35 protein-coding genes are annotated in these 22,092 nt (G+C 62.6%); 26 read left to right on the forward strand and 9 right to left on the reverse strand.

Annotated features, from left to right (window positions below; translation table 11 throughout):
• The 19 genes from rpsS to SAB01S_RS03000 all read left to right on the forward strand — a co-directional run bounded on the left by rpsS (window position 1) and on the right by SAB01S_RS03000 (window position 10,519).
• The gene (gene rpsS / locus SAB01S_RS02910) at window positions 1–276 is read left to right on the forward strand and encodes a 30S ribosomal protein S19 (RefSeq protein ID WP_009820635.1); all 276 of its coding nucleotides are present in this window, start codon (window positions 1–3) and stop codon (window positions 274–276) included.
• Window positions 276–662: a 50S ribosomal protein L22 gene (gene rplV / locus SAB01S_RS02915; RefSeq protein ID WP_009820636.1), complete on the forward strand. Its 387-nt coding sequence runs from the start codon at window positions 276–278 to the stop codon at window positions 660–662. Before rpsS ends, rplV begins: the two co-directional genes overlap by 1 nt.
• Window positions 663–666: 4 nt before the next feature.
• On the forward strand, window positions 667–1,362 hold the full coding sequence (gene rpsC, locus SAB01S_RS02920; RefSeq protein ID WP_021227552.1) for a 30S ribosomal protein S3: 696 nt from the start codon (window positions 667–669) through the stop codon (window positions 1,360–1,362).
• A 21-nt stretch (window positions 1,363–1,383) separates the two neighbouring features.
• Complete coding sequence (gene rplP, locus SAB01S_RS02925) at window positions 1,384–1,815, forward strand: 50S ribosomal protein L16 (RefSeq protein ID WP_007686573.1); 432 nt, start codon at window positions 1,384–1,386, stop codon at window positions 1,813–1,815.
• Between the two features lie 3 nt (window positions 1,816–1,818).
• Window positions 1,819–2,019 (forward strand): 50S ribosomal protein L29, encoded by a 201-nt coding sequence (rpmC, locus tag SAB01S_RS02930; RefSeq protein ID WP_021227551.1) that lies wholly within the window; start codon window positions 1,819–1,821, stop codon window positions 2,017–2,019.
• A gap of 15 nt (window positions 2,020–2,034) precedes the next feature.
• Window positions 2,035–2,298: a 30S ribosomal protein S17 gene (gene rpsQ, locus SAB01S_RS02935; protein ID WP_009820639.1), complete on the forward strand. Its 264-nt coding sequence runs from the start codon at window positions 2,035–2,037 to the stop codon at window positions 2,296–2,298.
• A 170-nt stretch (window positions 2,299–2,468) separates the two neighbouring features.
• Complete coding sequence (gene rplN / locus SAB01S_RS02940; protein WP_009820640.1) at window positions 2,469–2,837, forward strand: 50S ribosomal protein L14; 369 nt, start codon at window positions 2,469–2,471, stop codon at window positions 2,835–2,837.
• Entirely contained in the window at window positions 2,837–3,148 is a 312-nt protein-coding gene (gene rplX, locus SAB01S_RS02945) for a 50S ribosomal protein L24 (protein ID WP_009820641.1), read from the forward strand. The genes rplN and rplX overlap by 1 nt, the downstream gene beginning before the upstream one ends.
• Window positions 3,148–3,720 (forward strand): 50S ribosomal protein L5, encoded by a 573-nt coding sequence (gene rplE / locus SAB01S_RS02950; RefSeq protein ID WP_021227549.1) that lies wholly within the window; start codon window positions 3,148–3,150, stop codon window positions 3,718–3,720. Before rplX ends, rplE begins: the two co-directional genes overlap by 1 nt.
• Before the next feature lie 53 nt (window positions 3,721–3,773).
• Window positions 3,774–4,079: a 30S ribosomal protein S14 gene (gene rpsN / locus SAB01S_RS02955; RefSeq protein ID WP_009820643.1), complete on the forward strand. Its 306-nt coding sequence runs from the start codon at window positions 3,774–3,776 to the stop codon at window positions 4,077–4,079.
• A 12-nt stretch (window positions 4,080–4,091) separates the two neighbouring features.
• A complete protein-coding gene (gene rpsH / locus SAB01S_RS02960; RefSeq protein ID WP_009820644.1) occupies window positions 4,092–4,487 on the forward strand; it encodes a 30S ribosomal protein S8 in 396 nt (131 codons plus the stop codon).
• A complete protein-coding gene (rplF, locus tag SAB01S_RS02965) occupies window positions 4,487–5,020 on the forward strand; it encodes a 50S ribosomal protein L6 (RefSeq protein WP_021227548.1) in 534 nt (177 codons plus the stop codon). Before rpsH ends, rplF begins: the two co-directional genes overlap by 1 nt.
• Before the next feature lies 1 nt (window position 5,021).
• Window positions 5,022–5,375 (forward strand): 50S ribosomal protein L18, encoded by a 354-nt coding sequence (gene rplR, locus SAB01S_RS02970; RefSeq protein WP_021227547.1) that lies wholly within the window; start codon window positions 5,022–5,024, stop codon window positions 5,373–5,375.
• A gap of 2 nt (window positions 5,376–5,377) precedes the next feature.
• On the forward strand, window positions 5,378–6,106 hold the full coding sequence (gene rpsE / locus SAB01S_RS02975) for a 30S ribosomal protein S5 (protein WP_009820647.1): 729 nt from the start codon (window positions 5,378–5,380) through the stop codon (window positions 6,104–6,106).
• 6 nt (window positions 6,107–6,112) lie between these two features.
• Window positions 6,113–6,292 carry a 50S ribosomal protein L30 gene (gene rpmD / locus SAB01S_RS02980; protein WP_009820648.1) on the forward strand — a complete coding sequence of 60 codons (180 nt, stop codon included), beginning with the start codon at window positions 6,113–6,115 and terminating at the stop codon, window positions 6,290–6,292.
• A gap of 137 nt (window positions 6,293–6,429) precedes the next feature.
• Window positions 6,430–6,951 carry a 50S ribosomal protein L15 gene (gene rplO, locus SAB01S_RS02985; protein ID WP_062731770.1) on the forward strand — a complete coding sequence of 174 codons (522 nt, stop codon included), beginning with the start codon at window positions 6,430–6,432 and terminating at the stop codon, window positions 6,949–6,951.
• A gap of 242 nt (window positions 6,952–7,193) precedes the next feature.
• Complete coding sequence (gene secY, locus SAB01S_RS02990; protein ID WP_021227545.1) at window positions 7,194–8,558, forward strand: preprotein translocase subunit SecY; 1,365 nt, start codon at window positions 7,194–7,196, stop codon at window positions 8,556–8,558.
• Between the two features lie 52 nt (window positions 8,559–8,610).
• On the forward strand, window positions 8,611–9,267 hold the full coding sequence (locus tag SAB01S_RS02995; RefSeq protein ID WP_062731641.1) for an adenylate kinase: 657 nt from the start codon (window positions 8,611–8,613) through the stop codon (window positions 9,265–9,267).
• A gap of 208 nt (window positions 9,268–9,475) precedes the next feature.
• Window positions 9,476–10,519, forward strand: coding sequence for an acyltransferase family protein (locus SAB01S_RS03000; RefSeq protein WP_062731642.1), 1,044 nt, complete (start codon window positions 9,476–9,478; stop codon window positions 10,517–10,519).
• Window positions 10,520–10,570: 51 nt separating this feature from the next.
• Here SAB01S_RS03000 and SAB01S_RS03005 read toward each other — a convergent pair whose 3' ends face one another.
• Window positions 10,571–11,305 (reverse strand): CsgG/HfaB family protein, encoded by a 735-nt coding sequence (locus tag SAB01S_RS03005; RefSeq protein WP_052034187.1) that lies wholly within the window; start codon window positions 11,303–11,305, stop codon window positions 10,571–10,573.
• Window positions 11,306–11,548: 243 nt separating this feature from the next.
• On the opposite strand from SAB01S_RS03005, the gene lepA reads away from it, so the two are divergent.
• Both lepA and SAB01S_RS03015 read left to right on the forward strand, forming a co-directional pair.
• Complete coding sequence (gene lepA, locus SAB01S_RS03010) at window positions 11,549–13,354, forward strand: translation elongation factor 4 (RefSeq protein WP_062731643.1); 1,806 nt, start codon at window positions 11,549–11,551, stop codon at window positions 13,352–13,354.
• A gap of 80 nt (window positions 13,355–13,434) precedes the next feature.
• On the forward strand, window positions 13,435–13,836 hold the full coding sequence (locus tag SAB01S_RS03015) for a hypothetical protein (RefSeq protein WP_062731644.1): 402 nt from the start codon (window positions 13,435–13,437) through the stop codon (window positions 13,834–13,836).
• 105 nt (window positions 13,837–13,941) lie between these two features.
• Here the strand turns inward: SAB01S_RS03015 and SAB01S_RS03020 are convergent, their stop codons facing one another.
• The 3 genes from SAB01S_RS03020 to SAB01S_RS18785 form a co-directional block, all read right to left on the reverse strand.
• On the reverse strand, window positions 13,942–14,445 hold the full coding sequence (locus tag SAB01S_RS03020) for a DUF3617 domain-containing protein (protein ID WP_062731645.1): 504 nt from the start codon (window positions 14,443–14,445) through the stop codon (window positions 13,942–13,944).
• Window positions 14,446–14,533: 88 nt separating this feature from the next.
• Entirely contained in the window at window positions 14,534–14,833 is a 300-nt protein-coding gene (locus SAB01S_RS03025; protein WP_174525611.1) for an HNH endonuclease, read from the reverse strand.
• The gene (locus SAB01S_RS18785) at window positions 14,811–15,335 is read right to left on the reverse strand and encodes a hypothetical protein (RefSeq protein WP_245646393.1); all 525 of its coding nucleotides are present in this window, start codon (window positions 15,333–15,335) and stop codon (window positions 14,811–14,813) included. Before SAB01S_RS18785 ends, SAB01S_RS03025 begins: the two co-directional genes overlap by 23 nt.
• Between SAB01S_RS18785 and SAB01S_RS18790 the strand changes: the two genes are divergently transcribed.
• Window positions 15,321–15,692, forward strand: a complete 372-nt coding sequence (locus SAB01S_RS18790) for a hypothetical protein (RefSeq protein ID WP_245646394.1) — start codon at window positions 15,321–15,323, stop codon at window positions 15,690–15,692. The two genes, SAB01S_RS18785 and SAB01S_RS18790, sit on opposite strands and share 15 nt — an antisense overlap.
• A gap of 23 nt (window positions 15,693–15,715) precedes the next feature.
• On the opposite strand, the gene SAB01S_RS03035 is transcribed toward SAB01S_RS18790, so the two are convergent.
• Window positions 15,716–16,279, reverse strand: a complete 564-nt coding sequence (locus tag SAB01S_RS03035; protein ID WP_062731647.1) for a DUF3617 domain-containing protein — start codon at window positions 16,277–16,279, stop codon at window positions 15,716–15,718.
• 52 nt (window positions 16,280–16,331) lie between these two features.
• Here SAB01S_RS03035 and uvrB point away from each other — a divergent pair, with 52 nt between their 5' ends.
• From uvrB to SAB01S_RS03050, 3 genes are all read left to right on the forward strand, one after another.
• On the forward strand, window positions 16,332–18,515 hold the full coding sequence (gene uvrB, locus SAB01S_RS03040) for an excinuclease ABC subunit UvrB (protein ID WP_062731648.1): 2,184 nt from the start codon (window positions 16,332–16,334) through the stop codon (window positions 18,513–18,515).
• 99 nt (window positions 18,516–18,614) lie between these two features.
• Window positions 18,615–18,866, forward strand: a complete 252-nt coding sequence (locus SAB01S_RS03045) for a type II toxin-antitoxin system HicA family toxin (RefSeq protein ID WP_062731649.1) — start codon at window positions 18,615–18,617, stop codon at window positions 18,864–18,866.
• The gene (locus tag SAB01S_RS03050) at window positions 18,863–19,084 is read left to right on the forward strand and encodes a type II toxin-antitoxin system HicB family antitoxin (RefSeq protein ID WP_062731650.1); all 222 of its coding nucleotides are present in this window, start codon (window positions 18,863–18,865) and stop codon (window positions 19,082–19,084) included. Before SAB01S_RS03045 ends, SAB01S_RS03050 begins: the two co-directional genes overlap by 4 nt.
• Before the next feature lie 6 nt (window positions 19,085–19,090).
• Here SAB01S_RS03050 and SAB01S_RS03055 read toward each other — a convergent pair whose 3' ends face one another.
• From SAB01S_RS03055 to SAB01S_RS03070, 4 genes are all read right to left on the reverse strand, one after another.
• Window positions 19,091–19,420 (reverse strand): hypothetical protein, encoded by a 330-nt coding sequence (locus tag SAB01S_RS03055; protein ID WP_439646652.1) that lies wholly within the window; start codon window positions 19,418–19,420, stop codon window positions 19,091–19,093.
• Between the two features lie 72 nt (window positions 19,421–19,492).
• A complete protein-coding gene (locus tag SAB01S_RS03060; protein WP_245646395.1) occupies window positions 19,493–19,900 on the reverse strand; it encodes an SPFH domain-containing protein in 408 nt (135 codons plus the stop codon).
• A gap of 21 nt (window positions 19,901–19,921) precedes the next feature.
• Complete coding sequence (pip, locus tag SAB01S_RS03065) at window positions 19,922–20,863, reverse strand: prolyl aminopeptidase (protein WP_062731651.1); 942 nt, start codon at window positions 20,861–20,863, stop codon at window positions 19,922–19,924.
• A 50-nt stretch (window positions 20,864–20,913) separates the two neighbouring features.
• The gene (locus SAB01S_RS03070; RefSeq protein ID WP_021227532.1) at window positions 20,914–21,390 is read right to left on the reverse strand and encodes an SspB family protein; all 477 of its coding nucleotides are present in this window, start codon (window positions 21,388–21,390) and stop codon (window positions 20,914–20,916) included.
• Between the two features lie 95 nt (window positions 21,391–21,485).
• On the opposite strand from SAB01S_RS03070, the gene hisB reads away from it, so the two are divergent.
• A complete protein-coding gene (hisB, locus tag SAB01S_RS03075; protein ID WP_062731652.1) occupies window positions 21,486–22,073 on the forward strand; it encodes an imidazoleglycerol-phosphate dehydratase HisB in 588 nt (195 codons plus the stop codon).
• Window positions 22,074–22,092 lie beyond the last annotated feature (19 nt).

Consider the following 22,092-nt stretch of genomic DNA (forward strand, 5'->3'; position numbering starts at 1 on the left):
ATGGCTCGTTCCGTCTGGAAAGGTCCGTTCGTGGACCTCAGCCTTCTGAAGAAGGCGGAAGCCGCGCAGGACGCGGGTGGCCGTGCGCCGATCAAGACCTGGTCGCGCCGTTCCACCATCCTGCCGCAGTTCGTCGGCCTGACGTTCAACGTCTATAACGGCCGCAAGCATGTTCCGGTCTCCGTGAACGAGGATATGGTGGGTCACAAGCTGGGCGAATTCGCTCCGACCCGCTTCTTCCCCGGCCACGCCGCCGACAAGAAGGGCAAGCGCTGATGAGCAAGGAAAAGGCTCCCCGTCGCGTCGCCGACAATGAAGCGCTCGCCGTCGGTACGCAGATCCGTGGTTCGGCCCAGAAGCTGAATCTGGTCGCGACGCTGATCCGCGGCCGCAAGGTCGAGGACGCGCTCAACATCCTCGCCTTCTCGAAGAAGGCGATGGCTGTCGACGTGCGCAAGGTGCTGGCTTCGGCCATCGCCAACGCGGAAAATAATCACAATCTGGACGTTGACGCCTTGGTCGTCGCGGAAGCATCGGTGGGCAAGAGCTTCACCATGAAGCGCTTCCACGCCCGCGGCCGCGGTAAGTCGACCCGGATCCTCAAGCCCTTCAGCCGCGTGCGCATTGTCGTGCGTGAAGCTGGCGAAGAAGCGGAGGCGTAAGCACATGGGTCACAAGAGCAACCCGATCGGTCTGCGTCTGCAGATCAATCGTACCTGGGACAGCCGCTGGTTCGCGGAAGGCCAGGACTATGGCCGTCTCCTGCTGGAAGATCTCAAGATCCGCCAGTATATCATGAAGACGCTGCCGCAGGCCGCGATCTCGAAGGTCGTGATCGAACGTCCGGCCAAGCTGTGCCGCGTGTCGATCTATGCCGCCCGCCCGGGCGTCATCATCGGCAAGAAGGGCGCGGACATCGAAAAGCTGCGCAAGAAGCTGAGCAGCCTGACGTCGTCCGACGTGTCGCTGAACATCGTCGAAATCCGCAAGCCGGAAGTCGATTCCAAGCTCGTGGCGCAGGGCATCGCCGATCAGCTGGAGCGCCGCGTGGCGTTCCGTCGTGCGATGAAGCGCGCGGTGCAGTCGGCCCTGCGTCTGGGTGCCGAAGGCATCAAGATCACCTGCGGCGGCCGTCTGGGCGGCGCGGAGATCGCGCGCGTCGAATGGTATCGCGAAGGCCGCGTTCCGCTGCACACGCTGCGCGCGAATGTCGACTATGCCGAAGCCACGGCGCACACCGCCTATGGCGTGTGCGGCATCAAGGTCTGGATCTTCAAGGGCGAAATCCTTGGTCATGATCCGATGGCCACCGACCGGCTGATGCTGGAGGCTCAGACCTCCGGCGTGCGCCCGGCGCGCTGAAGATAAGAAGGTAATAGCGTCATGCTGCAACCGAAGAAAATGAAGTTCCGCAAGACCTTCAAGGGTCGGATCAAGGGCGATGCCAAGGGTGGCTCGGCTTTGAACTTCGGCGCCTATGGTCTTAAAGCCCTGGAACCCGAGCGCGTCACCGCCCGCCAGATCGAGGCGGCCCGCCGCGCGATCCAGCGTCACCTTCGCCGTCAGGGCCGTCTGTGGATCCGCGTGTTCCCCGACGTGCCGGTGTCGAAGAAGCCCGCCGAAGTCCGTCAGGGTAAGGGTAAGGGTTCGGTCGAATATTGGGCGGCGCGCGTCAAGCCGGGTCGCATCCTGTTCGAACTGGACGGCGTGCCCGGTCCGCTCGCAGCAGAGGCCTTCTCGCGCGCCGCGATGAAGCTGCCCATCAAGACGAAGGTCGTCGCCCGCCTCGGCGACACCTCGCACCTGGAGGGTTAAGCCGTGGCAACTGTCGCAGACCTCAAGACCAAGACGGACGACGAACTGTCGACCGAACTCAACAACCTGAAGCGCGAGCAGTTCAACCTGCGTTTCCAGGCCGCCACCAACCAGCTGGAAAAGCCCAGCCGGGTGCGTGAAGTGCGCCGGACCATCGCGCAGATCAAGACTCTGCAGGGCGAACGCGCCCGCGCGGCGAAGTAAGAAGGAAATCACACGATGCCCAAGCGCGTGCTGACGGGAACGGTGGTTTCCGACAAGACCGACAAGACGGTGGTGGTTCGGGTGGAGCGCAAGGTTAAGCATGCGCTCTACGGCAAGATCATCCGCCTGTCGAAGAAGTATCATGCCCATGACGAGGGCAATGTCTACAAGGAAGGCGAGACGGTCCGCATCGAGGAAACCGCCCCGATTTCCAAGCTCAAGACCTGGAAGGTCATCGAGCGCGTGGACACCCACAAGTCGCCCGAAACGGCGGCCTGAGGATCAGTTGCCGGCCCATAAGGGTTAGAAAGTTCGAACGCGGGGCTGGCCTTTTCCTTTTGGAAGGGTTACAGGCCCGCGCTTCGTGCTTTCGAATCTGCCGGGTCGAACACGAAATTCGGAACCGCCGGGAATTGTCCCGGTAGGCCAAATAAGAAGGAACCGGATCCATGATCCAGATGCAATCCAATCTTGACGTCGCTGACAACAGCGGCGCCAAGCGCGTCCAGTGCATCAAGGTGCTGGGCGGGTCGAAGCGGCGCTTCGCGGGCGTGGGCGACATCATCGTCGTCTCGATCAAGGAAGCCCAGCCGCGCGGCAAGGTGAAGAAGGGTGACGTGCACCGCGCCGTCATCGTGCGGACCGCCAAGGACGTGCGTCGCGCTGACGGCAGCGTGATCCGTTTCGACGGCAACGCCGCTGTGCTCATCAACAAGAACGAGGAGCCGATCGGCACCCGTATCTTTGGCCCGGTCGTTCGCGAACTGCGCGCCAAGAAGCACATGAAGATCATCAGCCTTGCTCCCGAGGTGCTGTAATGAGCGCTGCTAAGATCAAGAAGGGCGACAAGGTCGTCGTCCTGGCTGGCAAGGACAAGGGCCGGACCGGCGCCGTCCTTCAGGTGATGCCCAAGGAAGACCGCGTTCTGGTCGAAGGCATCAACGTGCATGCGCGTCACCGCAAGCCCGATCAGGCCAACCCCCAGGGTGGTATTGATCGCAAGCCTGCGCCGCTGCACATTTCCAACGTCGCTGTCGCCGACAAGGATGGCAAGCCGACCCGCGTCCGTTTCGAGGATCGCGACGGCAAGAAGGTCCGCGTCGCCGTCAAGTCCGGTGAGGTGCTGTAATGGCCGACAAATATATTCCGCGCTCCAAGGCGCTCTATGACGCCGAAATCGCCAAGGCGATGACCGAGAAGTTCGGTTACAAGAACGTCATGGAAGTCCCCCGCATCGAAAAGATCACGCTCAACATGGGCGTGGGCGAAGCGACGCAGGACAAGAAGAAGGTCACGTCGGCCGCCGAGGAAATGGAACTGATCGCCGGCCAGAAGCCGGTCATCACCAAGGCCCGCAAGTCGATCGCGCAGTTCAAGCTGCGCGAAGGCATGCCGATCGGCGCCAAGGTCACGCTGCGCCGCGAGCGCATGTATGAGTTCCTTGACCGTCTGATCAACGTCGCGCTGCCCCGCGTGCGCGACTTCCGTGGTCTCAACCCGAAGAGCTTCGACGGCCGTGGCAACTATGCCTTCGGCATCAAGGAGCAGATCATCTTCCCGGAGATCAACTATGACCGCATCGACAAGGTGCGCGGCATGGATATCATCGTGACCACCACGGCGAAGACGGACGATGAAGCGCGCGAACTGCTGCGCCTCTTCGGCTTCCCCTTCCCGCTCGAAGAGAAGCAGGCGGCCTGATTGCAGGTCCCGCTTCTCTCCCAACGCTTAAGCTAAGGAAGAGAACTTAAGTCATGGCGAAACTGAGTTCGATCAACAAGAACGAGCGCCGCAAGAAGCTGGTGAAGAAATATGCCGGCCGCTATGCGAAGCTCAAGGCGATCGCGAATGATACCGCGGCCGACGACAGCGATCGTCTGATCGCGCGTCTGAAGATGGCGGAGATCCCCCGCAACGGCAATCCGACCCGCATTCGGAACCGCTGCGAACTTACGGGGCGTCCCCGCGCATATTACCGCAAATTCCGTCTCTGCCGCGTGCAGCTGCGTGATCTGGCCAACAAGGGCCTGATCCCCGGCGTCACCAAGTCGAGCTGGTAAGGATCATTTGAGATGGCATTGACCGATCCCCTGGGTGATATGCTCACCCGCATCCGCAACGGGCAGCAGGCGAAGAAGGACAGCGTGATGTCCCCCGCGAGCAAGCTGCGCGCCCGCGTGCTCGACGTGCTGCAGCGTGAAGGCTATATCCGCGGCTATTCCGAGGAAGCCCTCGGCAAGCATGCCGGCCTGCGCATCGAGCTGAAATATTTCGAAGGGCAGCCGGCGATCAAGCATGTCGCCCGCGTGTCCAAGCCTGGCCGCCGCGTCTATTCGGGTTCCAAGGAACTGCCGATCGTGCGCAACGGCCTTGGCATCACCATTGTCTCGACGCCTCGCGGCGTTCTGTCCGACGCCGAAGCGCGCGAGCAGAATGTCGGCGGCGAAGTGCTGGCGGAGGTGTTCTGATGAGCCGCACTGGCAAAAAGCCGGTCACCGTTCCTTCGGGCGTGACCGCGTCCATCGCTGACGGTCAGCTGTCGGTGAAGGGCCCCAAGGGCACCCTCGCCATGCCGCTGGCCGACGAAGTCACCTACAGCGTCGAAGATGGTTCGATCGCGGTGAAGCCTGCCAATGACAGCAAGCGCGCTCGCGCTTTCTGGGGCATGCAGCGTACGCTGATCCAGAACCTCATCACCGGCGTGACGGAGGGCTACACCAAGAAGCTGCTGATCACCGGCGTCGGCTATCGTGCGAATGCCCAGGGCAAGACCCTGAAGCTGCAGCTCGGCTACAGCCACGACGTCGATTTCGCGGTGCCCGAGGGCATCGAGATCAAGACCCCGGATAACACCACGGTCGAGATCAGCGGCATCGACAAGCAGCAGGTTGGCCAGGTGGCCGCTGAAATCCGTCGTTGGCGCAAGCCCGAACCCTATAAGGGCAAGGGTATCAAGTATGACGGCGAGTTCATCTTCCGCAAGGAAGGGAAGAAGAAGTAAGATGGCAAAGCTTTCCCTCTTCGATCGGCGTCGTCGCCGCGTTCGTACCGCGCTCAAGGCGCGTTCGGGTGACAAGCCCCGTCTGAGCGTTCATCGCTCGGGCCGTCACATCTACGCCCAGGTCATTGATGACGCCGCCGGCAAGACCGTCGCCGCCGCCTCGACCCTGGACAAGGATGTGCGCGCCAAGACCGGCGCCACCGCCGAAGCCGCAGCCGATGTCGGCAAGCGCGTCGCCGCTGCGGCGACCGCCGCTGGCGTCACCAAGGTCGTGTTCGACCGTGGCGGCTTCCTGTTCCATGGCCGCGTCAAGGCGCTGGCCGATGCCGCCCGCGAAGGCGGGCTGGAGTTCTGATCATGGCTGACGAAAACCAAATCCAGGCCCAGCCTGGCGCACCTGCCGCCGTCGAAGGCGGCGAGCAGCCCCAGACCGAAAATCGCGGTCCCGGCCGTGGTCGTGGCAACCGTGGCGGTGGCGATCGCAACCGTGGCGATCGCGGCGGCCGTGGTCGTCGCGACGACCGTCGCGGCAACCGTGACGAGGATCAGGGCGAAGAACTGATCGAGAAGCTGGTGCACATCAACCGCGTCTCCAAGACGGTGAAGGGTGGTAAGCGCTTCGGCTTTGCCGCGCTGGTCGTCGTCGGTGACGGCAAAGGTCGCGCCGGGTTCGGTCATGGCAAGGCGCGCGAAGTGCCCGAAGCCATCAGCAAGGCGACCGCCGCCGCCAAGAAGGCGATGGTCCGCGTGCCGCTGAAGGAAGGCCGCACCTTGCACCATGACGGCCTCGGCCATTTTGGCGCCGGCAAGGTGACGGTTCGTTCGGCCCCGGCCGGTACGGGCATCATCGCGGGCGGTCCGATGCGCGCCGTGTTCGAAAGCCTCGGCGTGGCGGACGTCGTGACCAAGTCGAACGGCACGTCGAACCCCTATAACATGATCCGTGCGACCTTCGCGGCGCTGGGCGAACAGACCAGCCCCAAGTCGGTGGCGCAGCGTCGTGGCAAGAAGGTCGCTGACCTTCTGCGTCGCGGTGGCGCCTCGGCTGACGTCGCGCAGGCTGATGCCGAAGCGATTGCGGAGTAACAGGACATGGCAACCATCAAGATCAAGCAGATCGGTTCGCCGATCCGCCGCCCCGAGAGCCAGAAGAAGATTCTGATCGGCCTGGGCCTTGGCAAGATGCACCGCGTGGTGGAGCTGGAAGACACGGCGGAAGTCCGCGGTGCGATCAAGAAGCTGCCCCATATGGTGGAAGTGGTCGAAGGCTGAAGCCTTCCACCCGAGGAAAATAGAAGCGGGAGAGGGGGCGACCCCTCTTTCGTTTTTTCAGCAGAAGCGTTAACCGGCGCTTCCTTCAGATGGTCCCTCCAGGGATCAGCGCGACAAAAGCGAAAGCGAGTGCGAACATGAAACTCAACGAACTGAACGACAATGCCGGCGCCCGCAAGGGCCGTATGCGCGTGGGCCGCGGTATCGGCTCGGGCAAGGGCAAGACCGCAGGGCGCGGCCAGAAGGGTGCCAAGGCACGTTCGGGCGTCAGCATCAATGGCTTTGAAGGCGGCCAGATGCCGCTCCACATGCGTCTGCCAAAGCGCGGCTTCAACAATATCTTTGCCAAGGATTACGCGATCGTGAACCTGGGCGAAGTGCAGAAGGCGATCGACGCCGGCAAGCTGGACGCGGCCGCGACCCTCGACCACGCCGCGTTCAAGGCCGCCAACCTCGCCCGTGGTGGCAAGGATGGCGTCCGCCTGCTGGCCAAGGGTGAACTGACCGCGAAGGTCAGCTTCCTGGTCTCCGGTGCGTCGAAGGGCGCTGTCGAAGCGGTCGAAAAGGCTGGCGGCAAGGTCGAAGTGATCGCCGTTGTCCCGGCCGCCGAAAAGGCTGCTGCCAAGAAGGGCACGGCCAAGGCCGCCAAGAAGGGCTGAACCGGGTCCTAATAGTCTTGCAAGCAGGACCCCGCTGCCCGATATGGGTCGGCGGGGTCATGTGTTTCGGGGTTCCCGAACGCCTCTCCCCCCTTCCTTCGTTTCCCGCGCAGTCGAGAAACGCAGGGCTGACCGCTCCGTCGCCCGACTTTGCTCGACACGAACGGACCGGGGCGGTTAAGGGGATAGCGATTCCGGCCGGGCTTTTGCCCGGACCAAGAGTGATTTGAAGGGCAGCCACCATGGCATCGAGAGCCGACCAGCTCGCATCCAATCTTAGCCTCGCGAAATTCAGCCAGGCGACCGACCTCAAGAAGCGCCTGTGGTTTACGCTTGGCGCGCTGATTGTGTTCCGTTTCTTAAGCTTCGTGCCGTTGCCGGGTGTTGATCCGACCGCGCTGTCGACGCTCTATGCGCAGACCAATGGCGGCATCCTCGATATCTTCAACACCTTCTCGGGCGGGTCGCTCTCGCGCATGAGCCTCATCGCGCTCGGCGTCATGCCCTATATCACCGCGTCGATCGTGGTGCAGCTGGCCGCTTCCCTCTCGCCGCAACTCGCCGCGATCAAGAAGGAAGGCGAAAGCGGGCGCAAGAAGCTCAACCAATATACGCGCTACGGCACGGTCGGCCTGACGGCGGTGCAGGGTTATTTCATCGCCGCCGGGCTTGAAAGCTTCGGCGCGCAGTCGGGCGTCGCCGCGGTGATCGAGCCGGGCCTGCTGTTCCGGCTGACCGCTGTCGTATCGCTGATCGGCGGCACGATGTTCCTGATGTGGCTGGGTGAACAGATCACGTCGCGCGGCATCGGTAACGGCGTCTCGCTCATCATCATGGCCGGCATCGTCGCGCAGCTGCCGGTGACGCTCAGCAACCTGTTCAAATCGGGTCGCGAAGGCTCCATTTCGGGCCTGCTGATCATGCTGGTCATCGTCATGGCGCTCGGCCTCATTCTGCTCATTTGCTACATGGAGCGGGCTCAGCGCCGCGTGCTGATCCAATATCCCAAGCGCCAGACGCGCCAGGGCCTGATGCAGGCCGATCGCAGCCATCTGCCCTTGAAGGTCAATACTGCCGGCGTCATTCCGCCGATCTTCGCTAGCTCGCTGCTGCTGATGCCGCTCACCATCTCGCAATTTGCGGGACAGACGGTCGCGGGCGAAAGCCGGCTGGGCGATTTCGTGCTGACGCTCAATCAGTATCTGTCGCACGGCAGCCCCGTCTATATGGCGCTTTACGGGCTTGGCATCGTCTTCTTCTGCTTCTTCTACACCGCCGTGGTGTTCAATCCGGAAGAAACGGCGGACAATCTCAAGCGCAATGGCGGCTTCATCCCCGGCATCCGTCCGGGCAAGAATACCGAGCATTATCTCGATTATGTGCTGACGCGCATCACCGTCATCGGCGCGGCCTATCTGGCCTTCATCTGCCTGGTGCCGGAATTCGCGATCGCGCGTGCGGGCATCCCCTTCTACCTTGGTGGCACTAGCCTTTTGATCGTGGTCAATGTTACGGTCGATACGGTGACCCAGATTCAGAGCCATCTGCTGGCGCATCAATATGGGGATCTGATCAAGAAGGCGAAGCTCAAGGGTCGGCTGCGCTGAGGGGCGCGTCGACACTCTGACACAGCGCAACGAACAGGGGAGTATGCGCGCAATGAACATCATTCTGCTTGGCCCTCCGGGTGCGGGCAAGGGCACGCAGGCGACTCGCCTGGTCGAGAGCCGGGGCATGGTCCAGCTATCGACCGGCGACATGCTGCGCGCGGCGGTGAAGGCGGGGACGCCCATCGGACTCAAGGCGAAAGCGGTGATGGAGGCGGGCGAGCTGGTGTCGGACGAGATCGTCTCCGGCATCATCGGCGAGGCGCTGGATGCGCTGTCGCCCGAAACCGGCGTGATCTTCGACGGCTATCCCCGCACCGAGGCGCAGGCCCATTCGCTCGACACCATTCTGTCCGATCGAGGCCGCACGCTCGACCATGTGATCGAGCTGGAAGTAGACGAGGACGCACTGGTGGATCGCATCACCGGCCGCTTCACCTGCGCCACCTGCGGCGCTGGCTATCATGACCGCTTCAAACAGCCCAAGGTCGAGGGCGAGTGCGACAAATGCCATGGGCATGAATTCAAGCGCCGGCCCGACGACAATGAGGAGACGGTCCGGACGCGCATGGCGGAATATCGCGCCAAGACCGCGCCCATCCTGCCCATCTACGAAGCGCGCGACATCGTATCCCGCGTTGACGGCATGGCAGACATGGATGATGTGACGGTAGCGATCTCCGCCATTCTGGATGGCAAAGCGCGCTAAATTCCGCTCTGTTGTGGAAGCGGGGCAGCGCCTCATGCGACCTTATCAAGGGCCGGCACTGCAAAAGGCAGCGCCGGCCCTTTGCGCGAACGGCGTCGCGCCGGTCCCTGTATCAAAGCGGGAAGGGGGGCAGTGAAACGGCTTCTTATCGTTTCCGGTTAACCATCTTCGTGGCGGACTTATTGCTGTTTCATTGCTATAGGGGCGCATGGATCGCCCGAAGCTCAACCATGGTCGCCTGACCGAACTGGATGCCCTGCGCGGCATCGGGGCGTTGTGCGTGCTGATCTTCCATTATTCGACGCGCTTTCATGAGCTGTTCCCGCAGGCGGCGCATGTGCCGTTCAGCTTCCCCGGCGGCAATTATCGCGTGCTGCTGTTTTTCACGATTTCGGGCTTCGCGATCTTCTTCACGCTGGACCGGATCGGGACGGTCGCCGACTTCATGGTCAATCGCTTCGCGCGGCTTTATCCCGCCTATCTTGTGGCGATGCTGCTGACGCTTGCGGTCGAATATCTGGCCCATGCGACGCAATTGCTGATCGGCCCCGTCGCCATCCTCGCCAATTTCACCATGCTTCAGGGCTTTGCCTTCCTGCCCGAGGTGGATGGCGCCTACTGGACGCTGACGGTGGAGATCGCATTCTATTTCTGCATGATCAGCATCTGGAAATTCGCCGGTACCCGTCGGCTCGAACCCTTGCTGGCGGGGTGGCTGCTGCTGCGTTGGCTCTATTGGATCTGGCCCGACATGCCCGAACGCATCATCATGCTGCTGGTGCTGCGCTACACGCCCTTCTTCGTGATCGGCATGCTGGCCTATCGCTGCTGGCGCGGGGAACGCAGCCTCAGGCAGCAGGCACCCTATGCCGCCCTGGCGCTGCTTTCCATCGCGACGATGGAAACATGGGACGTGACCCTGGTGGGTGTCGTGCTGCTCGCCGCCTTCACCGCGCTCATCAACGGGAAGCTGCGTTTCCTGCGCGTGCAGCCCCTGATCTGGCTCGGTGGGATCAGCTATTCCTTCTACCTCATCCACCAGCATGTCGGTTTCGTCATCATGCTGGAAATGGCAAGGGCGGGCTACAGCCCCTGGATCGGCTTTGCCGCCGCCTTCGCGGTGGCGCTGCTGCTCGGCACCGCGATCAATCGCCTGGTCGAAAGGCCGGCCGGCGAGGCCATCCTCGCCTGGTGGAAGCGCCGCCGCACCGCCCGCATGCTCATACCCGGCGTGACGCCCAGCCAGACATGAAAAGGCGCGGCCATCGCTGGCCGCGCCTCTCGCATTGCTCGGCTGCGGACCTTATTGCGCCACGGGCGCCGCCGCCGCCGCATTGTCGGGCAGACCGCCCAGTTGCGTCACCAGCTTGGTATAGGCGTCGAGATAGGCGAGCACGATGACCTGGCCGATTTCGGTATTCTGATAGCCCGAACCGCCAGCCGCCGCGAAGCCGCCCCACCAGCCGCCGCCTGCGCCGCCGCCAAAGCCGACATCGGTCTTGCGCGCATAGCCTTCGGTCAGCGCCTCTTCCTCGGTCGTGCGGGCGTTCACGATCGACAAGGTGACATTGGCTTCCTTCTTCTTGATGTTCAGCCCGCCCAGGATCGCGCCGCCAAAGCCGCCCATCAGGCCGCCCAGCGCGCCGCCGATGCCGCCGCCGCCCGAATTGCGGTTGGACGACACGATGTCGGGCTCCAGATAATAGTCCGCCGCCTTCACTTGGCCCTTGCCCAGATTCGATCCCGCCTGCAATTCGCCGGCGTCCGCCATGGCGCGTTCCATCGCGCGGCTCTGCATCGAGCGGCCGCGATTGACCATGCGGAAACAGCCGGACTGCTGGACGAACACCTTCAGGATCGCCTCAGGGCTGCCCAGATTGAGTTCGCGCCACCACTGATTGTCCGGTTCGACGATCGCAACCGTCCCCAGCATCTTCGTGCAGTGCGGGATTTCGCGGGTTGCGCGCTCCTGCGAGCGCCGGCCGGACGACGCGCCCTTGGTCGTGCCGTCCTTGTAGGTCTTGCCCGAAGAACTCATGTTGGTCTGCGCGATGGTCGTCGCTGGCGCGGCGGTCAGGACCGCCGTGGCGGCCAGCGCGGTTAGCATTTTGGACATTGCCCCAATTTTCCCCTTGATGCGGTGAAGTTCAGCCGTTTTTTCTTATGGCGCGACCCGGCAAAGGAGGGCTTTCATTAGCATGAAGTGGCCCGCTTGCCTACAGATGCCGCACCGCGCGTCAGCCGTGCTGACAGGGCGGAGAATCGCTGCTATCGGGCGCCGATGACTGACCTGTCCCAGATCCGTAACTTCTCGATCATCGCGCATATCGACCATGGCAAATCGACCCTGGCCGATCGCCTGATCCAGCGCACCGGCGGCCTGACCGACCGCGAAATGAGCGCGCAGGTGCTCGACAATATGGACATCGAAAAGGAACGCGGCATCACGATCAAGGCGCAGACCGTGCGCCTCGATTATGTTGCCAAGGACGGGCAGAGCTACGCGCTCAACCTCATGGACACGCCGGGGCATGTCGACTTCGCCTATGAAGTCTCGCGCAGCCTGGCCGCCTGTGAAGGCGCACTGCTGGTAGTCGACGCCGCGCAGGGGGTGGAGGCGCAGACGCTGGCAAACGTCTATCAATCAATCGAGCATGATCATGAAATCGTGCCTGTCATCAACAAGATCGACCTGCCGGCCGCTGAACCGGAAAAGGTGAAGGCCGAGATTGAGGAGGTGATCGGCCTCGATGCGTCCGAAGCGGTGCTGGCCAGCGCCAAGTCCGGCATCGGCATCGACGACATATTGGAAGCGATCGTCGCCAAGATCCCCGCGCCAAAAGGGGACCGGGACGCACCCTTGGAAGCGATGCTGGTCGACAGCTGGTATGACCCGTATCTCGGCGTCGTCATTCTGGTGCGTGTCATGAATGGCGTCATCCGGAAGGGCCAGAATATCAAGTTCATGATCGGCGGCACCGAACATCTGATCGACCGGGTCGGCTGTTTCCGGCCCAAGATCGAGCAGCTGGCCGAACTGGGGCCAGGCGAAATCGGCTTCATCACCGCGCAGATCAAGGACATCAGCCAGACGCGCGTGGGTGACACCATTACCACGGTCAAGAACCCGGCGACCAAGCCCTTGCCGGGGTTCAAGGAAGTGCAGTCGGTCGTCTTCTGCGGCCTCTTCCCGGTCGACGCCAACGACTTTGAAAAGCTGCGCGACTCGATCGGCAAGCTGCGCCTCAACGACGCCAGCTTCTCGTTCGAGATGGAAACCTCCGCAGCGCTCGGCTTCGGCTTCCGCTGCGGGTTCCTGGGCCTTCTTCATCTGGAGATCATTCAGGAGCGGCTGACCCGCGAGTATGATCTCGACCTCATCACCACCGCGCCGTCGGTGGTCTATGACATGCACATGAAGGACGGGACGGTGCGCCATCTGCACAACCCCGCCGACATGCCCGATCCCAATCATATCGAAATGATCGAGGAGCCGTGGATCGAGGCAGTGATCTACTGCCCCGACGAATATCTGGGCAGCATCCTCAAGCTCTGCCAGGACCGGCGCGGCATCCAGAAGAACCTGACCTATGTCGGCGGGCGTGCGCAAGTGACCTATGAACTGCCGCTCAACGAAGTCGTGTTCGATTTCTACGACCGGCTGAAATCGATTTCCCGCGGCTATGCCAGCTTCGACTATCACCAGATCGGCACGCGCGAGGGCGACCTCGTCAAGATGAGCATCCTGGTCAATAACGAGCCGGTCGACGCGCTCAGCATGATCGTCCACCGCTCCGCCGCCGAAGCGCGCGGGCGGCATATGTGCGAGCGGTTGAAGGACCTCATCCCCCGCCATTTGTTCAAGATTCCGATCCAGGCGGCGATCGGCGGCAAGGTGATCGCGCGTGAGACGATCGCGGCGATGCGCAAGGACGTCACCGCCAAATGCTATGGCGGCGACATCAGCCGCAAGAAGAAGCTGCTCGACAAGCAGAAGGAGGGCAAGAAGCGGATGCGCGAATATGGCAGCGTGCAGATCCCGCAGGAAGCCTTCATTGCCGCGCTGCGCATGGGCGACGAAAGCTGACCGCGCCGGGCGATCCCTATTCGGCCCTGGCCGATCAGGTCGCCCGCATCGAACGCGCCGCTATTTTCCTTGCCAACGGGATGGCGACAGGCGGCTGCCCCGACGCCTGCGTCCGCCGCCGCGACGCCATGCCGGCGCGGCTCATCGGCAATGGCCTGCGCGAACTGGACCTGTTCCTGACCGACCTCATTGTCGAGGCCGACCGCTTGGATCGGCTAGGCGCGGCCGCCGGCGCAGACCCTGGCGTCCATCCGCAGCGCCGCATCTTCAGCGCCGCCGAAGCCTGGCGGCGGGTCGCTCCGCGCCTTGGCTTGCCCGACGAAGGCCGCGCGCGCCTGCGGCAGATGCGTGCGGCGCAAAATCGCCATTGCTTCGGGGCATGGCGGGACGCAGACAGCGGCCCGGCGCTCCAGCGCGCCTGCGCCGATTATGCCCGCTTCGCTGGCCACGTGCTGGCGGCGGCGCGGAGCAAGGCGGGGTAGGGCGGCCAATGCCGACGGCAAAAACGACAGGTGCGATCCAACAAAAAGAGATGCCTTGCAGCTGTCGGCTTCAGTGTCAATCTTGACGGCGCGCCGGCCTGTTCCTCAGCCCGCCTTCGGACAGTCGCCCACCCGCCGCGCGGTCAGGTCGTGGGTGGTGCGCAGCACCGGTTTTCCACCCTCGGTCTTGGTCATCGTCGTGCCCAGCGTCATGCTGTCATTGGTGTAATTGCCCTCGACTACCAGTTCCGACACGCCCGCGCCGGCCTTGCAGCTGAGCGTCGCGATCAGCCGTCCCTTGCGCACCAGCTTGTCCTTGTAGACGCAATCCTGCCCCTCCGGCCCCGCAAGCGCATCGGCATCCGGCGCATTATCCGCGTCGAACGCGATGCAGAGCTTTTCCTCGCCTATCTGCTTCAGCGCCTCCTGATATTGGGCAGGCGTCACGGTCGGGGTGTTATAGCCGGTCGTCTTGCGGGTCAGCTCCCATTCCCCGGCCTGCATGACGATGGGCGGCTCTTCGGCCTGCGGCGCGGGCGTCGGGTCACTGCCGCACGCCCCGAGGGCCAGCATCGGGGCGGTCACCGCGCCCAGCATCAGAAATCGCATTTCCTCTCCCCAACCTTGGTGTCGAGTCATTGGCGCAAGGCTCTACTGCCCGGCCCCAAAGTGCAAGACCAAAGCGCACCGGGTTCCATCATCGCCGACGCCGGATACCGCGCGTTGGCGCATGGAAATCGGGCGGCTTCCCGTCGATCCAGCGCAGGAAGGCGGCAAGGGCAGGCGCGCCTCGCAAGTCGGCAGCGGAGGCAAGGTCGCGAGCCAATTGCGCGTTGGTGAAGGTCGCGTGGATGGTGCGATGGCAAATGGGATGCACCGCCACCGTCTCCCGCCCGCCCCGGCTCTTGGGCACAGGATGATGCCACTCGATCCGTGCGCCCAATGGCCGGCCGCAGAGCCAGCAGGGCAAATCCCTATTCGCCCTCGCCAATATCATCATCATCGACAAGCGCCTTGACCAGGTAGCCGCGCTGAAGCCGACCCAGACGGTTGAGCGGAAGAGAATATAATTCGGTGAGGAAACGTAAATCCCAGTCCGTCAGGCTGTCGGACCCATATTCAGCCTGGAAGAGGTTGATGATCGATCGAACAGAAGACGGCGAATTTCGGCGAATTTCGGCAAGGCCAACGAACGCGGCGTAGTCCGCGGCGGCGTTCAACGTGATGCCCTCGGCCCGGTTCACGTCGATGATGACGGTGGCAGCGCGTATGAGCCGTATCGCCTGACTGCGGATGAGGCTCGGCGCATAGGAGCCACCCGTCGGCACGCCATCGGGCAATATGGATCCTCCCGCCTCGCCATTGCCCCCGGTGATGGGAGAGGGGGTCGATGACAGGGCGTCGCCGTCGCCCGATCCATAGGCAATCGTATACCACCAACGAATAGGCGCATCGCCTTCGAGCAGTTCGCGGCGTTCCGGACCTTGGATATCCGTCATGCTGCCGGGCTGCCGTTCATTGACAAGGGCGGCGAGTTCCTGTCCGTCGCTTACGAATGCGACCAGGAGGTTGGTCGTGCATTTTCCGGTCGCGATCGGTGCGTCGACTCTCTGTATCGTCGACGTCATGCGCGCCTCAACGATGTCCGCAATATCGGCGGAAACACCTTTGATCTTGAGGCAAATGCCAGACGACCATCGCGCGGCCGGCCTGTCTCCCTGGACAACGCCCAGGCGCCGGACAAAGTCAGTTGCCCGTGCGCGCGCTTCCTCTTTCGTCAGTCGCTGACCGTTCACCACGATCGTGTCAGGCTCGGCAGCGCTCGCAAGCCCGCAACAGATGCCCAGGCTAAGTGACAGTGAAAGGATCAGCCGGACGATCACTTACTCTCTTCACATCTCGGGCCGATCCACTTGCCCTCCGAACGGGCGGTCATGGCCATGGTCTGGCCTTCGGGGCCACCTTCCATCTTCATGTCCATGTCCATCGCATAGCTGTCGGGCGCATAGCTGCCCGACATGGCGGCGTTCATGGTGCCGCCCTCCGCCTTGCAGGAGACGCGGCCCTTCACCTTGCCCGCGGTGGCGGAGAAATCGGCGAAGCGGCAATTTTTGTCCTCTTGGCCTGAAAACATCTCCGCGCCCGGATTGGCGGCTTCTTCGGGCGTCACGCAATAGGTGAGCGATGTCTGGCTCATCATCCGCTTCATCTGTTCTTCCATCGCCGGCGGCGTGCCGGGCATGCCCGACAGATCAATATCCTGGATGGTGAAGCGCCCCTCCCACTGGCCGGGCTTCAATTGCACCTTGTCCACGGCCTCTTTCACCTGCGCCTTGCTCATGGCGTCGGTCGCGGCGATGTCGCCGGCCTTTTCGCCTGGCTGATCGCCGCAGGCCGCCAGCGTCATGGTCAAGCCCAGCATCGTCAAAAGCGCTCCGCGCATCGTCCGATCTCCCTGTTGCACCCCTTATGTTCCGGCACCATATCAATCCGCGATGACAATTCAAATCCGCACCGACCTGTCCGAGCCGGAAACCGGCCAGAGCTTTGTCCCGCACCGTCCGGCGCGCCCGGAAAAAAGCGAGGGCGGGCGGCCGTTCACGCTGGTGAGCGACTATGAACCCTCCGGCGATCAGCCGACCGCGATCGCCGAACTGGTGGCGGCGGCGCGGGCCGGTGAGAAGGATCAGGTGCTGCTGGGCGTCACGGGCTCAGGCAAGACCTTCACCATGGCCAAGACGATCGAGGCGTTGCAGCGGCCCGCGCTGATCCTTGCGCCCAACAAGATTTTGGCGGCGCAACTCTATGGCGAGTTCAAGAGCTTCTTCCCCGACAATGCGGTCGAATATTTCGTCAGCTATTACGACTATTACCAGCCCGAAGCCTATGTGCCGCGCTCCGACACCTATATCGAAAAGGAGTCGAGCGTGAACGAGAGCATCGACCGGATGCGCCATTCGGCCACCCGCGCGCTGCTCGAGCGCGACGACGTCATCATCGTGGCGTCGGTGTCCTGCCTTTATGGCATCGGGTCGGTCGAAACCTATTCGGCCATGACCTTCAGCATGAAGAAGGGCGGTGTGGAGGATCAGCGGGAGATCATCCGCAAGCTGGTCGCGCTCCAGTATAAGCGCAACGATGCCGGCTTTGCGCGCGGCAATTTCCGCGTGAAGGGCGATAATCTGGAAATCTTCCCCTCGCACTATGAGGACACCGCCTGGCGCGTCAGCTTCTTTGGCAATGAGATTGAGGACATCGTCGAATTCGATCCGCTGACCGGCAAGAAGGTCGCCAGCCTCGATTATGTGAAGGTCTTCCCCAACAGCCACCATGTCACGCCCGGGCCGACGCTCAAGCAGGCGATGGAGGCGATCCGTTTTGAACTGGCCGAGCGCCTCAAGGAACTGGTGGCGGAGGGGAAGCTGCTGGAGGCGCAACGTCTGGAGCAGCGCACCAATTTCGATCTGGAGATGATCGCAGCGACGGGCAGCTGCGCCGGGATCGAGAATTATTCGCGCTTTCTGACCGGCCGCCTGCCCGGCGAGCCGCCACCGACCTTGTTCGAATATCTGCCCGAAAACGCCGTGCTGTTCGTCGACGAAAGCCACCAGACCGTGCCGCAGATCGGCGCGATGGCGCGGGGCGACCACCGGCGCAAGATCACGCTCGCTGAATATGGGTTCCGCTTGCCAAGCTGCATCGATAACCGCCCGCTGCGTTTCAACGAATGGGACGCGATGCGACCGCAGACCGTCAGCGTGTCGGCGACCCCCGGCCCATGGGAGATGGAGCAGACCGGCGGCGTGTTCAGCGAGCAGGTGATCCGCCCCACTGGCCTCATCGACCCACCGGTCGAGATCAAGCCGGTCGAGGACCAGGTTGACGACCTCATCAACGAATGCCGCAAGGTCGCGGCGCAGGGCTATCGCACGCTCGTCACCACGCTCACCAAGCGCATGGCCGAGGATCTGACCGAGTTCATGCATGAGGCGGGGATCAAGGTCCGCTACATGCATAGCGACGTCGAGACGCTGGAGCGTATCGAGCTGATCCGCGACCTGCGGCTTGGCGTCTATGATGTGCTGATCGGCATCAACCTGTTGCGCGAGGGGCTGGATATCCCCGAATGCGGGCTGGTCGCGATATTGGATGCCGACAAGGAAGGCTTCCTTCGCTCCGAAACCTCGCTCATTCAGACGATCGGCCGCGCCGCTCGCAATGTGGAGGGGCGGGTGATCCTTTACGCCGACCGCATCACCGGGTCGATGGAACGCGCGCTCAACGAGACCGCGCGCCGGCGTGAAAAGCAGCAGGCCTATAATCTGGAACATGGCATCACGCCGACGACGATCAAGCGCCAGATCGGCGACATCATCGCCCATGTCGCCTCCAAGGATCAGGTCACGGTGGATACCGGGCTGGACGACCGCCCGCATATGGTGGGCCATAATCTGCGCGCCTATATCGAGGATCTGGAAAAGAAGATGCGCGCCGCCGCCGCCGATCTGGAGTTCGAAGAGGCTGGAAGGATCAGGGACGAAATCCGCAAGCTGGAAGCAGAGGAACTGGGCCTGCCCGCCGACGAGCAGGTCGCCGCGCCGAGGGGGCGGGCGACCGAGGGCAAGCCGGGCACGCGCAAGCTGCGTTATGGCAAGACACAGCGGAAATTCGGGCGATAGAGACTATCACATCTAAATCTCAGTGGCCGCCCGAGGAACGTAACGTCGATTCAAATTGAGATCGTGAGTTGGCAGAAGTTAGATCAAAAGGATTTCCCGATGGTCAAACCCGCCAAACTCTTGCAACAACTGCTTCAGGGCAGTCGCAACCTCAGCTTCCGCGATTTTCAACGGCTTCTCGAAGCCTTCGGCTTTCGGCTAATGCGCGTCAGCGGCAATCATCATGTTTACGGTCGCGCAGGCATTGACCGTCCTTTGATCATTCAGCCCCACGGCAAGGATGCCAAGACCTATCAGGTCGAGCAATTCCTTGATATGATCGAAGCGCAAGGACTCAGCATGGACGAATGATGGACCATCAGTATCACATCAATGTCTTCTGGTCGAAGGAGGACAAGGTCTGGATTGCAGATGTGCCTGACCTCAAACCTTGCTCCGCGCACGGTGACACTCCAAGCGAAGCCATTGCCGAAGTCCAAGTGGCGATCGGGCTGTGGCTCGATTTCGCGCGCGAGCACGGTCATCCCATCCCGGAAGCTCGCTACCGCCCGGCCATCTACGCCGCCTAAATCCGCTCAATAAGTCCGGCTCGTTACCTTGGCGGTGCCGTCGGGCGTGATCTCGATCAGATGCGCGCTGTCATTGTCGCATTGCGCCTTCCAGCCTTTGACGCCCGGTCGAATGTCCGTTCGCTCCGATGCGGTGACGGTCGGGCAGGCAACGCCCGAATCGCGAATGGCCTTCTCGAACACGCCATTGCGCTGCTCAGGCGTCAGCTTGGCAACCTGCGCCGCCGCGCCGCTTTCCGCCATGGTCTGATCGCCGCTGGCCGCCGCCTGGTCCGTGGCCGCCTCTCCGCAACCGGCAAGTGCTGCCAACAGCGGCACCATCGTCCATCCCAGCATTCGTGTCGTCACTTGCATCGCTCCCAATCTCGGCTCGTCAAGGCAAAGCAAGATCGGCCTTAGAGTTCCCAATCAATTATCAGCAGTCGGTCGAGGGGCCAGTCGACTGCTTTCCAGCAGCGGCAGGCCGCCCTCGGTGGGTACATAGATGAGGCTGGCTTCTTTCGAATCGATCGCCTGAATCTGAAGATAGCGCAGATAGCCATCAGGGCCGCCCAGACTGTCCTGCAGAATGCGGTTGGCGCGCGCGGCGCCTTCTGCCCGAACGACTTCGGCGTCAGCAAGCATTTTGGCGCTTTCCAGCCGGGCCTTGGCTTCCAGCACGGCGATCTGGCGGGACGATTGCGCCTCCGCCAGTGCGGCGCGGCCCGCCTGTTCCTTGCTGTAGACATTGTAAGTCGGGCAGCCCCACAGCACCCCCGACAATGTCAGGGCAAAGAGCAGGATGATCCCCAGCATCCCGGTTCCGGTTATGCGCATGCTTCAGCTCTCCCCCTTTGTTCAGTCGGCAAATTCATCCGTCGCGCGGATGAGCGCGTCCAATATGCCCGGTTCGTTATAGGCATGGCCCGCGCCCTCTATCAGTTCGAAACGCGCCTGCGGCCAAGCCTTGTGCAAGGCCCAGGCGGTTTCGGCGGGGCAGGCCATGTCGTAGCGGCCATGGATGATGACGCCGGGAATGTCGGCCAGCAGGGCGGCATTGGCGATCAGCTGGCCTTCGTCCAGCCAGCCGCGATGCACGAAATAATGATTTTCGATCCGCGCGAAGGCGAGCGCGAAATCATCGGCGTCATGCACCGCCGACAGCGCCGGATCGGGCAACAACCGCACCGTTTCGCCCTCCCAGACGCTCCATGCCCGGGCCGCCGCGACGCGTGTGGCCGGATCGTCGCCTGTCAGCAGCCGTCGATAGGCCGCGACGATGGCGCCGCGCTCGGCTTCGGGCACCGGGGCGATGAACCGCTCCCATTTGTCGGGATAGATGCGGCTCGCGCCTTCCTGATAATACCAGTCGATCTCGGCCTGGCGGATCGTGAAGATGCCGCGCAGTACCAGTTCGCTGACGCGCGCAAGATGCGTCTGCGCATAGGCCAGCGCCAGCGTCGATCCCCAGCTGCCGCCGAACACGAGCCATCGGTCGACGCCCACCATGGCGCGCAACCGCTCTATATCGGCAACCAGATGCCAGGTGCTATTGGCGTCGAGCGAGGCATGCGGGGTCGATCGCCCGCAGCCGCGCTGGTCAAACAGCAGCAGATCGTATCGTGCGGGATCGAACAGCCGCCGGTGATCGGGGCTGAAGCCGCCGCCCGGCCCGCCATGCAAAAAGACGGCAGACTTTGCGCCGGGCGTGCCGCACCTTTCCCAATAGACATGGTGGCCATCCCCGACGTCGAGATGGCCGGAGGCATAGGGTTCGATCGGGGGATATAAAGTGCGCATGCCGCCCTTGTAACAGGCGATGCGATTTCAACCAGAGGAAGCGGCGACGCTTATTTCTTCTTGCCGAAATCCACCGTGACGACGTTCGAACCGTCCTCGTTCGTCACCTGCGGCCCGTCATTTTCCGCTTCGTCATGCGGTTCGGGGGCTTCGTCCGACTGGACCTGGAACTGAAGCGCGAAATTGACCGCCGGATCGACGAAAGCGGTGATTGCGCTGAAAGGAATGACCAGATGCGCCGCGACCTGATTGAAGGTCAGGCTGACCTCGAAATGCTGATCGCTGACCTTCAAGTCCCAGAATTTATTCTGGAGGACGATGGTCATTTCATCGGGAAAGCGCTCGACCAGATGCTTGGGAATGTCGACGCCCGGAGCCTGCGTCTTGAAGGTGATATAGAAATGATGCGCGCCGGGCAGGCCCCCCGTCTGCTGCACTTCGTCCAGCACACGGCCGACGACCGCGCGCAGCGCCTCCTGCACGATTTCGTCATAGGGAATCAGGCTGTCGGGCAGGTCATCGCTCATGGCGCAATGTCCTAACGGCCCGAAGCATGGGGTCAAGCCCGCTCCAGCGTGCGCGCGCACATTGCATGCTGCGTTCCACACGCTATAGGGCGGCCATGCGCACGGCCGAAATTCACCGCAACACTGCGGAAACGCAGATCGATGTGACCGTCAACCTGGATGGCACCGGGCTTTACACCGTGTCGACCGGCATCGGCTTTTTCGACCATATGCTCGAACAGCTTTCGCGCCATTCGCTGATCGACATGACGGTCAAGACCGTCGGCGACCTGCATGTCGACCAGCACCACACGACCGAGGATACGGCGATCGCCATTGGCGAAGCGGTGGCCAAGGCACTGGGCGACAAGCGCGGGATCAGCCGCTACGGCAGTGTCTATTCGCCGATGGACGAAACGTTGAGCCGGGTCGCGCTGGATATTTCAGGCCGCCCCTGGCTGGTATGCAAGCTGCCGTTCACGGTCACGAAGGTCGGCGAATGGGACACCGAAATGGTGGAGCATTTCTTCCATAGCTTCGCCCAGGCGGCTGGCATCACGCTGCACATCGAAATGCTTTATGGGAGCAATAATCATCATATCGTCGAAAGCGCGTTCAAGGGCCTCGCCCGGGCGCTGCGGCAGGCGGTGGAGGTCGACCCGCGCAAGGCCGACGCCATCCCTTCGACCAAAGGCATGTTGTAAATTTCCGGCGTAAAGGACC

This window comes from Sphingobium abikonense NBRC 16140 (genome assembly GCF_001598335.1).
GTDB classification, from domain to species: Bacteria; Pseudomonadota; Alphaproteobacteria; order Sphingomonadales; family Sphingomonadaceae; genus Sphingobium; species Sphingobium abikonense.